General features: G+C 58.3%; 5 protein-coding genes. 1 reads left to right on the plus strand and 4 read right to left on the minus strand.

All coding sequences use genetic code 11. From position 1 onward, the window contains the following. Positions 1-441: 441 nt before the first annotated feature. From E0702_RS10895 to E0702_RS10905, 3 genes are all read right to left on the minus strand, one after another. Positions 442-3273, minus strand: coding sequence for a hypothetical protein (locus E0702_RS10895; protein WP_132043744.1), 2832 nt, complete (start codon positions 3271-3273; stop codon positions 442-444). A 27-nt stretch (positions 3274-3300) separates the two neighbouring features. After that, entirely contained in the window at positions 3301-8079 is a 4779-nt protein-coding gene (locus E0702_RS10900; protein WP_132043746.1) for a hypothetical protein, read from the minus strand. Between the two features lie 939 nt (positions 8080-9018). Beyond that, on the minus strand, positions 9019-10596 hold the full coding sequence (locus E0702_RS10905; RefSeq protein WP_165927518.1) for a bifunctional diguanylate cyclase/phosphodiesterase: 1578 nt from the start codon (positions 10594-10596) through the stop codon (positions 9019-9021). 266 nt (positions 10597-10862) lie between these two features. Here E0702_RS10905 and E0702_RS10910 point away from each other — a divergent pair, with 266 nt between their 5' ends. After that, positions 10863-11708, plus strand: coding sequence for an HD-GYP domain-containing protein (locus E0702_RS10910; RefSeq protein ID WP_132043750.1), 846 nt, complete (start codon positions 10863-10865; stop codon positions 11706-11708). A gap of 29 nt (positions 11709-11737) precedes the next feature. Here E0702_RS10910 and E0702_RS10915 read toward each other — a convergent pair whose 3' ends face one another. After that, positions 11738-12184, minus strand: coding sequence for a flagella synthesis protein FlgN (locus E0702_RS10915; RefSeq protein WP_132043752.1), 447 nt, complete (start codon positions 12182-12184; stop codon positions 11738-11740). Between the last annotated feature and the right edge of the window lie 2 nt (positions 12185-12186).

Below are 12186 nucleotides of genomic sequence, written 5' to 3' on the forward strand. Positions count from 1 at the left end.
AGTGGGTGCTGGTGGTCGCGAATAGGCGATCAGGCTTCATTTCGCGACCTGGGACACCCAGCCAAGCGGTGCCAGGTGGGTGCTGGTGATCGCGAATAGGCGATCAGGCTTCATTTCGCGACCTGGGACACCCAGCCAAACGGTGCCAAGTGGGTGCTGGTGGTCGCGAATAGGCGATCAGGCTTCATTTCGCGACCTGGGACACCCAGCCAAACGGTGCCAGGTGGGTGCTGGTGGACGCGATTAGGCGATCAGGCTTCATATCGCGACCTGGGACACCCAGCCAAACGTTGCCAGGTGGGTGCTGGTGGACGCGATTAGGCGATCCGTTCCCGTTACACGATCCAGGGCACCCTGCGCTAGCCTGTGCCAGATGGGTAAGGGTCGCGTGAACCCTTACTTCGTGGCGAGGGGCAGCCCTTCAAGCAATCGGTTCATCGGCTAGTTCCTCAGCAACGTACTCGCGAGCTTGTCAGGAAGGCTCATTCGGCTCACCTGGCCAGCCTTGAACACGTCGCGGGTCAGCGTATCGGTATACGTATTGAAGACCGGCATCAGGTGCGGATTTGCCAGGTCCACGAGATGATCTGGCGCTTCTGGGTCCCGACCCTGCACCCTCCAGGCCATCAGGCGATTGTTTCGAGCCACCGACTGCTTGGCACCGATCAGTGCTCGCATCCCCCACACTACCCTCCCCTCAGGCTGCAGGTAGATGTCATCGCGCACATTCGAAATCAGCTGCTGGGCAACCGATACCCTGCCTCGGGCACCAGAACGTCCCATGTTCAACCCCTCTTGCTCAGGGCCAAGGCTGCCATCGGTGAGCAGCGACTCGAAAGGGAAATCTCGCCAAGTGGCCCCCAGTAGCTCCCGCTTGCCGAATGCCGCCAGCTCCTCGCGCAGCAAGGTGTCATCCCTCACCGAATAGAGCAGCGTCTGGCCACTCGCCAACAGCTTCGATGCCTCCAGCTGATCGATGTGCTCACGCAGTGATTCACACCAATAGCCCTCAACGCCATCCAGTGCCTGTTCATAGGCCTTGGCCATCTGTTTCCGCCGGACATCCGCCACCTTCATGCCTCTGTGCCCCGCCATCCGCTGTTCTCGAGGAAACCGGAAGGAGGCCATGGCGACGTCTCCGATGTGCAGCACGCCATGTTGCCACCAGAACATCATGACCACCGCTCTCGCCGGTGCCCCACGGGGCGACTGCGCCGTCAGGCACACAAATGGCTCGGATGCCCTATCAGTACTAGGGAATTCACCCACCTCACCTGCTTCCGAGCGACCCACTACCTCGAATGGCCGCTTTACCGCCAGCCCCTGCTTGACGCGCAGCTCATGCAACGCTTCTCGAAGCTTATGGTCCAGCAGCGATGGCAATGCCCGATCGACACGCCCCTCGCCGAGGGCTTCGACCATGTCTAGCGTGAGATTCAACCCCTGGGCCGGCCGCCACGCCTCCCAGCCCCCATCGTGGATCTTGAGCTTTAGGGTGGTATAGGGATCGAAGTTAAGCGCATCCCCTCTACCCCGCTCACGCTCAACCTCGCGAACCGCTAGCGCATGAGAAAACCTGGCCAGTGGTTTTTTCGTATGATCCTCGGAAGATGCATACCAGGCGCTCGAGGTCCGCATAGCCCCCGAACGCATGCGTAACGGCTCTGGCAACTGCACATACAGCACCGGGTCCGACGCCGCTGTCGCGTCAAGAGTATCGGCCACTCGCCAGTTCAATTCTTCTGGCGATGCCCCACCGGCTCCTCTTAGCACCAGCGCTGCCATCAGCGCCTCGTGGATGCTTGCCCAGCGGGCATCACGACGCAGCTCGGGTGCGTAAACGACCTGCAGCCTGGTCACCGGCACTTTCCGAAACACAGGCTGCTGCGAGCCCGCCTCTTTAATCGCGACCTTTGCCACCTCGGTAGGTCGAAACCGTTCCGGCACCCCTTCCACCCCCTCGGCCAGCTCCTCGAGGAAGGCCTCCACCAGATCCATGCCCCGGTTCTTTAGCACTAATCCACTGATCATGACACGTTGCGTCAGGCTGTCCTGCTTCATCGACGCCACCTCGGCATCGATGCCACGATCCCGCACGTCCTTCTCCAACCGCGACTGACGCGACCCCGACACGAAATAGAAGAACTCCATCTTGCTGCCAAAGCGGGTGGCGTTCAGCTTGTAACGAGCGGCCAGGCAAAGACTGTGTATCGCCGCCGCCGAGTCCAGCCGATACGGCGCCTCCGACAAGGCGTCGGCCAGCTCAGCCGGCAGCCGCTGCACACGCCGAGGCATCTCGACGACCAATCTGCCGCAATCATCGAGCTCCAGGCGAATCTCATATCCCTTTAGGATCCCTGCACTACCGTTGGTGCGCTCAAGCGAGGCCTGCAGCATCACCGCTTGCCCAAGCAACAGTCCCAGATCGCTATCACGCGCATCCCCACGAAGACCGGCTTGGCGCAACGATACCCTGAACGCTAGGGTCATCAGCCGCACCAAAGCGATCTTGCCTCGCATCCCGCGCTTACTGCCCCACTCTGGGATTCCGCTGCTCTGCACCCATTCGTGCCACTGCGCCGGCCCGTCCAGATGTCTTGCCTGTCCCCAGAGTGCGTCCATCGGCGCAGGAGGCAGATGGTCGCCGAAGATCCCCATGACACTGGACGCCTTCTGATCGGGTCGACTTCCCCACATGCCAACATCCAGTACGCAGGCGAAGCGCAACGAGCGTGCCTGTGTATGCCCATATCCATGGGTGTAGGCCAACAGTTGGGTGGCTCTGGCCGCCGCCATGCGGGCTAAACGCGCTTTCGTGATGGCATCACTGCGGGGCTCTGTCCATTCCGCATCCCAATCCAGCGCCCCGACGGCCATGGCATTACCACTGCTCTTGGCTCTATCTGACTCGTCTGTCGAGGGCGCACTTGTAGGCTCTGCTGAATGACCAGCACTGCTCGCTGCCTCGTCTCCCTGAGGTTCCGGTTCACCAGCTTCCTCCTCTGCCTCCCGCTCCTCCTGACACACCGCCTTCGCCGGCGCATCCGGATCCTCTTCTACCTCACCGGCGACCGACCGCTCCTCGGGATACAGCAACGACACGAGAGCCAGCGACTCCCCCGTCAGCAACTTTGCGTGGCAGTAGGCAAGCAGCCGCTCGGCCAGTCGCGCAGCACGCTCCCCCGCCCCGGGCCGATGCGGATCCAGCCCCAGGTCGATGACATTGGTCCGCAGGTCCATCCGGGGCAATGACGCCTTACCCACCTTCGTCATGACTTCCTCCAAGGTATCGAGCGATCACTACTTGAGTGTTAGCGCATGCTGCAGGGCAGTGGCCGCGGCGTGGTTGACATCAACCAGCGACGAGCACGCCCCGCGCTCCCTTGCTGGGGCGACATCGCTGGGGGCATTGGCATCAGTGAGCGCGATGCGCACAAAGGCATTGAGCACCAGTACCTCACCTGCCGGCGACGCTGGCCTTGCCACTTCCTGGGGCTGGGGCTGTGTATTGACGTACACCCCAAGGCAGCGTTGATAGCCCCGCTGCCGGGCCCACTCATGGAGACGTTCCATCTTTTTCTGTGCTTTATCGAGCAAGCGCTGGCCATGCCGATAATCCGTGCGCCGTGCGTAGTGCTTGGCGTCCACCGCTACCAGGCAGCGTGCGCCGGACGCACTCTCCATGGCATAGAAACGGTCGAACCACTCGAAGAGGCCCAGGGTCTCCACCGCCGCCAGTCGCTTCAGCCTGGCGAGAGACGGATAGAGCGCCTGGGCCACTTCCCACCAGGCATCCACTGCCAGCTCACCCCAGATCCCATCAAAGTCCGGCTGTAACATCGGGTGCAGGACACGAGAACAGGCCTGCCAGCGCAGCGATGGGCCAGGCACCTCTGCCAGCCGCTCCTTAAGGTACTGCCCCACTGGCCCCGAAGGCGACTCGATGAAGGTACGAGGCAACTGATAACGCAAGGCCACTCCTGGATCGGGATAGCCCTGGATCGCCGCCGGATACTCGTCACCGGGAAGCCGGGTGATCACTTCCTGGTACCCCCCGCGCGGGCCACGACGAATCGGCAACTGTTTACGTGCGTCCAACGGCAACCACATCAACGACAGCACCTCCGCGGGCACATCCAGCGCTCGCAGACGCTGGTTGTAGGCGTCTCTTGTCGACTCGAACAACAGATCAGGGCTATGCCACGCCTCCCATCGGGCCACCACCGACTCGGCATCGTATGCCCCCCCTGACTCGACAGACGGATACGTCGCCTGATGTTGCTCGTTGAGCCTACGGATGGCTGCCAGTTGCTGGTTCTTCCAGCCCGGCACATCCGGATCATCACTGAAGGCTTCATCCCCCTCACGGACCTGCCGCCGGTAAGCCGCAAGCTCCGCGGATGCCGGGATCTGGAACAGCGCAGGGCGGCGTTGCCGAGTACGTTCCATCAGCGTCACGCTGTTGAGTGACGCCGCATGTAAGCGATTCGCCAACGAGTACCCTCGATTATCCCGCCCATAGAGGATGGGGTCGGCAGCCAGGAGGTCCCGCACGATTTCCTCGCAGACCACCAGGCCTTGCTGCTGAGGGGCCGAGGTTCGCTCTCCTCGCCCTACCGCCTGGAAAGTGGTGCGAGCCAGATCGATGACATGCTGCTCGGCGAGGAAACGGCCGAAGGTCGGCAGGTAGCTGTCGGGATGAAGCCGGATATCTCGTGCCTGATACCGTTGCGTTGGTGCCTCCTCGTCTCGCCCCCAGCCCCCTGCATTGAGCCGAGCGGCCAGCTCCATGCCGGTGAAGGCCAGGTGGTGCGTGATCAGATTGTTGTCCGAGAACCGGCGCTGGTTGCGCTGCTCCCGGTCGGCCCGTTCACGTTGGCTCTCCGGCTTGGCCTCTTCGCCAGGAGGCCCGACCAGTGGCTCGAACTTGGGCCTCGCCTCGGAGTAGAACGGCGACATCCCCAACACAATCAGGTCCACGTCACGCTCGTGCTTGGTCCCTGCATGTCGGTCCACCTTGAGGTTGATACCCCTGGCGGCCGAGGCATATGGCGTCAGCACCACGACATGGCATCCCAGATCGCGCCGAAGCAGATCGGTGGCTTCCGACACAGGGAATAACTGATTTGCTGCCAGCGGGCTCCCTGCACTTTTGAGGAAGTCAGCGAGCGCTTGGGCTGCCTGACCATCCGGTGTAGCCAGGGCATGCTGAAGCTGAGCATCCGTACTGGCGCCACTGCCGCTCTGGAAGCTCATCACGAGGACCGGGCGTCGGCCATGCCGCCGGTGCCCCGGATCCAGTCCATAGAGATGCCCCCGCACAATCTCGTGCAGGTCGGCCTGACGAGTCGGCAGTGCGTCAACGGCCTGACGGAAATGTTTGAGGCTCTGGACCAGCATCAGTGCCACCAGCGGCGTGGGCGTCTCGGGCTGGCCGGTACATACCGCTGACACGGTGTCGCGCACCGCGGACGACGCCAGCATGGAACCATCGAGTGCCTTGGGCCCCATGCTCAGCAAAGAAATCAGATCGCCGATGCGGGTCAGCTCACGGCGCTTGTAAGGACTCTGGGTGTTGGTCGCCGCGAGCAGCGATCGAGTCAGCTCAGGGCTATGCCCCCTCGCGAACAGGCCGGCGTTTTCGGGAATCTCAGTCACCTTGGGTGCTGGGCGCCCAGGCCTGCTTCCGCTTCCCAAGCGACGCTGCTCCCGGGCCTGCTTGGCAAGAGCCAGATCCTCATCCGACATCGGCAGGTATGCCACATGCTCTGAGCGGGACAACATATCCAGACAAAACCCACCCAGGTGGGTAGCATCAAATCCGCCGGTGGCACTGATCAAGACCAACGAGTGCACTGGACGCTCGGCGCCCTCCGAGACCTGGCCTTCGCTTGCAACCGCCCTGCCATCGATGGAGCCTTGTTGCGAGAGCCCTGCCCGCGGCAGGTTGTGACAGTAGGCCTGTGGCGAGATCAACCTCTCCAGATGATGCTCAGCCGACCAGGCACGATACCCGATACTCGGGACCACCGAGACCCCAGGCTCGCCAGGCAGGTAGCGATCTTCGAAATCCGGAATCCACTGCATCACAAGGTGGGGAGTGCGGAACGCCAGGTCATCATCAATGGGAGCGGCGGGGTCAATGGGACGGCGCGTCTGCATCAGCAGGCGCACTCTGACGTGGGACAAATCGCGCAAGAGCGCCGTCAGTGGCGCCGAAGTGGTGGTGTTACCCGGACGATAGGCATTGCGCAGGATCGCGAACCTGTCGTTGGGGTCGGCAGGATCATCGGTGCCCAGCTCGTGCACCAGCGCGGCGATGGTCAGCATCGTCTCAAAGGCATCTTCGAGACCAAAGGTGATGGCACTGTCTTCTGGCTGTCCCAGCGACGCGAGATAGGCGTCACTGATCAGCTGGACATCACTTAGCGCCTCACTGTCACGGTGGGCCACCAACCCGCTGAGTCGCTGGTCCTCCAGGTTGATGAAGGCCCAGCTCCCTCCGGTAAAAGCGCCGGTACTCCCGGCACTGGCCACAGTCGGGTCATCCAAATTCAGGTTAATCCAGGAGGCACCCTGGCACAGCGCCTGAAGCCGTTCTCGCAATGCCTGGAGTTTCTCTTCCGGTGTCCCCTGAATAACGGGATGCTGCGCGTACTGCAAATCAAGCAAATGCAGCAAGCGAGCGCGTAACGCTGCCTGCTGGCGATGGTGGGCAGGATGTACGGTGCCGAGTCGGTGTGCTGCTCGAAAGCGCCTCAATGCTTCGGCTGCCTCTCGGGTCATGGGAGACGCGGCATTGAGATCTGCAGGGGTCTTCAGCATCCACTGCTGCTCAATGCAGGGATGCTCTGATGCCAGCGCCTGGTAACCCTGGATGATGGCGGCGACTTCCTGTTCGGGACGGAACAGCAGCGGCATCTCATGCAACAATGTCTGTCCAACCTGAGTGGCGCGGCCCTGGTCCAGAATCAGGCCGCGCAGATAGACCCGGCCACCACTCAACTTGGCCGGCTTGTCGAGTATCCCCTTGACCGCATCAGCCTCGTCGATCAAGAACAGGAAACGTGTGCGCTGCTCGTCGAGCCCAATGATGTCGGCCGCGTCTTGCTGTAAGCCGTGGATGGCATCTTCCAGATACCCGTTGTAGCGGGCGAAGTCGCCACACCCCGCACGGGATTGGCGCCGGTGCTTCGGAAAAAGCAGGCGGGTCATCAGCCGGTCGGCGGTCATCGCCACCAGCCCCAGAGCCTGGGAGTGGCCCCGCATCACGCGGTACCAAGGAAACAGTTGACGTTCCAATAACTGGAAGGGAGCCACAAGAGTTGGGTCACCCAAAACGCTTTCCAGGTTCGCGCCCTCGCGGCTGGCCTTGCTCAAGGTACCGATGACAGCACGCTGCAATAAGGTAAAGAGAAACCCATGGGCTCTCTTGAGCTGATCGACGGGCCCCTCAAGCGCCTCATCATCCATGCCTTCCTTGCGCAGCCTGGCAAGCTGGTCATGACGACGCCCAATGAGCCCGATGCATGCCGTCAGAGTGTCAGATCGACCATCACCCTCTTCAGGGGTCGCCACCTCGTCGCTGGGAGCATCGCCGGAATCGGGATGGAGCTCATCGTCCTGCTGGACCTGGGCATCATCCAGAATCTCCTGCAGTGTACTGATAAGACTGGGCTTGGCACGCTGCCGACCGGACCGCGCCAACTCCTTTTCCAGTTCCAGAACATCGCGATATAGGCAATGCAGCTGATCCGGGTCGGTGAGCTGAGTACGCGAGGGCACCTTAACGCAGGGAATACCCTGGTCGAGCAACCGCTGCTGGGCAGCCGGGAGCGCTTGTGGGTCGTGATGGTGATTGAGGATGTCGATATGGGCATGCTGAGGCGCCACATAGACAATGACGAGTGATTCGCCGGCTTCCTTGGCCTCGATCAGCGCATCGGCGGAGGTTTGCAGTGCCCAATAGCTTTTCCCGACACCCGTGGCCAAGTTGTTCTGTGCAATGACCGGGCGGGCCGCGTCGCGGGTGGCCTCGTGAATGCGTTGATATAGAGTTTTTACCGGGCTGGCATCCATGCTAATGTCTCTTGGCTATTCGGGGCAATAGATTCAGCCTAGTCCATACCCTGGACCCGTCAAATCAACACTAGTCTAGAAGTGCATCACCGTTCTCAGACAGTCATACAAAATCAATGTATGACAGACCCCCCAAAATATCATTATGGATTATTTTTACATACCTACACTTGCAACTTAAGATAAAAACCATCTCCAAACTTTCTTTTCATTGGCACGACTGACTTTCCAATCCCAGTAGCCAAATAAAAAATTTCAACAAAAAAACATGACACAAGGTGGGAAATTACTCGCACCTAGAACCCCTACAAGAAACATATTATATTAGTAAAATATTCATCTGCTCGATCGGAACTATCATTGTTATGCTACGGCGATTGATACACAAAAGAGCGGCCCGTTGCTGGGCAGTGAAACAGATCGATAGTGAGTTCCTTCATCTCTGTTCCCTTGCGATACCAAAAGCCAGGAAAAAACGTAGAATGCTGAAAGAGGAGCTTCTCAATGGGACCTTTGAAGGCGGCCTGAAAATAGAGAAAGGGGGAATACTACTCAACGCGCGCATTTTCGAAGCCCTTATTCCCCGAGACGATCTTGTCTGATCGGCGATAGCCTTACTTACTGGAATGAGAGGCACTGGAAAGTCGCTCATGTCCCACAGCACTGTTGGACATGGGAAGGCAAGCTTGTTGTGGAAGAGCAATCAAGTACTCACTCCCCGTGTTTTTTAATCCGGGAAGATACATCCTTTATCATGGTTAAAAAAACCCAAGTCACCAGCCTTCCAAGGCCTTATACCTTACCCAAGACTCTCTTGAGCATCCTTGCGAAGATCTTCATGAAGAAATTCGAAAAGGCCAGCAATCCCGGAGGAGGTTCACCGCCACGGCAAAGGCCGATTTCTAGACCAATAAACATGAGGCGTTTTCAACATGAAAATCACGCACAAATCCAGCTCTCAAGATCTTCAGGAGGCAACGGTGGACTGAAGAGATTTCCCTGGGCAAAACGAATACCCAGCTTTCTGGCAGCTCGCTCTGCTTCTTTATCCTCAATCCCCACTAGAACACTATCAACCTCAAGGGAGCTCATGAAACGGCTGAGGGAAAGCATCAGTTTCTGGCTACTGGCGCGCTGCCCAAGGCTCGCCACCAGCTCACCATTAACCTTCGCCTTGGAGACAGGCAGTAATGCAAAGATGCTGACATCAACTGCATCATTGCCGATGCCATCTACGGCTAGCGAAACACCTAACTGCGTCAACCTGCGAAACAGGTGTGAGTGTTCACGAACATAACCCTGTAAGCCATAGTTCGCTATCTCAAGAGTTAACCAATTGAGATCGGGCGCCGCATCACGCAGAAAGCGATCGAGTGGCAGCGCCGACATTACCCCTTGGTCAAGGGACTGTTGATCCACATTCACAGAGACCTGAAGCTTCTCCAACCCGTATCCAAACGACTGCCAATTCTTCCATTGATTGATCACCTGCATCAGCACCCAGCGATCCAGCCGAGGTAATAGTCCCATTTTCTGTGCTTGAGGAAGGAATCCTCCCGGCGACATGAGGTCACCACCCGGATGGCGCCAGCGAATCAAGGCCTCCACTCCGATGCACTTCCCAGTATCCAGCTCAATTTGTGGCTGGTATAGCACACTAAAGTGGCGATCCGGTTCAAGGATGGCATTCTGAAGCTCGAACTCCAGCTTCTGCTGCTCCCTCATTCTCCTTGTGAGAAGTCGGTCATGATATGCCAACTGGCCGGGGCCGCGCCGCCTTGCAGACTGTACAGCAGAATAGGAACTTGCCAGCAGTTGGTCTGGCGTATCACCGTCTCTCGGTGAAATTGATATTCCCAAACTTGCTGTAATCAGGGTACGTCCTTTCGACAGTTGAAAGGGAGGATCGAAACTTTCTTGAACGCGTGATGCAACAACATGCGCCTTATCAGGAATCGCATCGTTATCGAGAACAACCAAAAAGCGGCCATTCCCCACTCGGGCTAAGGTGTCTTCCGCTCGGAGTGTCTGGCTGATCCTGTCATAAACTTGATGTTGAATCTCATCACACCCAGAAGCACCAAGCACTTGGGAAAGCTCGCCGAACCTGTCGATATCTACGCACAGAAGAGTAACAGCACTTTCATTACGGTCCGCACGAAGCAGTGCATGTTGTATCCGATCTAACAGGATGCGTTTCTGAAGATCAAATATTGCCTCTGCGCCGAGAACTCCTTCATCACCGGATGACACTATGACAAGCCAAAGCTCCTCGCCTACTCCCTTGCTTTGGATCTGGTAAGATTTAAAGGTAACAGCAACCTGGTGGTCATCAGCATGCCGAACTAAACCTTCGCCTTCCAGTGGCATAACTTGGGAGGCTTCAGAAGTGTTACTATCCAATAGGGTCGCAAGGTCAATACGAGCCAGTGCTCCAGAGGCATAGCCCAGGAGGCGATGCAGCGCGGGGTTAGCGATTTTCACCCGATCATCCGACCCGACCACCATGATGCCCATCGGCAGGTGGTCCACTATCAAGCTAGCCAGGGAGGCAGGGAGAAGGCTAAGGTTGGCACTCTGCGTGCCAGGCTCGGAGTCAGAGCTTTTCATGATGGGCACACTGCCTGGGCGGCTACACTGTCAGGACAGCCTACGCCACTTTGGCCGGCATTGTGACCCGATTAAGGTCTAACAAACCATGTTTTTTAATGATTTGGGTCACACTCCTGTGATGTATAAGATACAGCAAGGCATATCTTTCTCTCTGAAATAAGGATGGCTGCATGGACGAGCAGACCTTCGACCAGGCGAATCCGCAGGGGGTGGACACCCACCTTCCAGACTCACGTGATGCCATGGTCGAAGCCCTCTATCAGTTGAACCTGATGCGTCTTCCCTCCGCGAGCCGCTCAATGCCGCAGGTCGTAGACGTGGTGAGGACTGTGCTGGAGCACCTGCCCATGGAAGTGAATGCTCAGGACGTCACGGATGCATCCAGACTCTTCGCTCTGGGTCGCACGATATGGTCGGATACCTTGCTACAGCAGCCAGCTGATCTTCTCTACCGAGAGGACAGGAAGCTGTACCAACAATACCCAAGAACGGGTTATGAGGTCGTTGCCAACCTCCCCGGGCTCAAAGGCGTGGCGGAACTGATCCTCCACCACCAGGAGCGATGGAACGGCAGTGGCTTTCCTAACCGAATAAAGGGGGAAGATATACCTGCTGGATCCAGGGTCATCAAGCTTTCTGTCGACTTCGTTGAGTACCAGAGAGGAATGATACTCAAACGGCAAGTAGGCCGACAGGACGTATTCAAACTGATCAAGAAGTTTTCAGGAAGGTTCTACGATCCGGACCTTGTCACCCCATTCATTGATATCTGCAAGGAATACTCACCGGACCTCGGCATTGCGGACAAGGATGTCCTCGTCCTTGATACAAAACGGGTAGAACCCGGAATGAAACTCGCAAGAGATCTTTTCTCCAGCAGCGGAATCCTGCTGCTGAACGAAGGTAAGGTGTTTGACAGAGGGCTTATCGAGAAACTGAAGCGGTTCGAGAGCATGGAGCCAGACCCTTATACGCTCTTGGTACGTCCCGCATCTGAAGAAAGTGACGAGGCGTAAGCGATAAAAGCAACCTAACGCCACTTATTCTATACCTTCAAGTTGAGACGGCTCTCACCACGCCCCGCTTCACCGCGGCGATTATAGAGCGCCCTACCCCTGGCTTCGGAAATCATGTTCAGCAATCGCTGGTTCTGCTCCATGCGAAGCTGAATCATCCGGCCATTACCATGATTATGGCTTGAGACTTGCTCTGCCACCTTGAGAAGCTCTTGCCATTGAGACTCGCAGCCGGCAACTCGTGCCGCCTCAAGGGCCTGCTCAGGGGACGAAACTGCCTCAGCCCCCATCAGCTCACGGCGCTCGGATGACAAGACCCCAAGGTGTTCAAGCTGCTGCTGCTTGGCCTCGGCCAGATGGACCAGTGCATCACCATCCACCTCCGCTTTGGCCAGTTGGTTTGCCTCCTCGTCGAGGAGCTCCATCAGCCGCCGCATTGCGGCCAGCTCTTCCACCAAGCAGTGAGCCAGGTTCATTT

The sequence above is a fragment of the Halomonas marinisediminis genome (assembly GCF_004347715.1).
Taxonomy (GTDB): Bacteria; Pseudomonadota; Gammaproteobacteria; order Pseudomonadales; family Halomonadaceae; genus Halomonas; species Halomonas icarae.

Bases quoted from the DNA above. Each gene is read 5' to 3' on its own strand.
- E0702_RS10905 (WP_165927518.1), bottom strand. From the start codon at position 10,596: ATGGGCATCATGGTGGTCGGGTCGGATGATCGGGTGAAAATCGCTAAC.
- E0702_RS10900 (WP_132043746.1), bottom strand. From the start codon at position 8,079: ATGGATGCCAGCCCGGTAAAAACTCTATATCAACGCATTCACGAGGCC.
- E0702_RS10915 (WP_132043752.1), bottom strand. From the start codon at position 12,184: ATGAACCTGGCTCACTGCTTGGTGGAAGAGCTGGCCGCAATGCGGCGG.
- E0702_RS10910 (WP_132043750.1), top strand. From the start codon at position 10,863: ATGGACGAGCAGACCTTCGACCAGGCGAATCCGCAGGGGGTGGACACC.
- E0702_RS10895 (WP_132043744.1), bottom strand. From the start codon at position 3,273: ATGACGAAGGTGGGTAAGGCGTCATTGCCCCGGATGGACCTGCGGACC.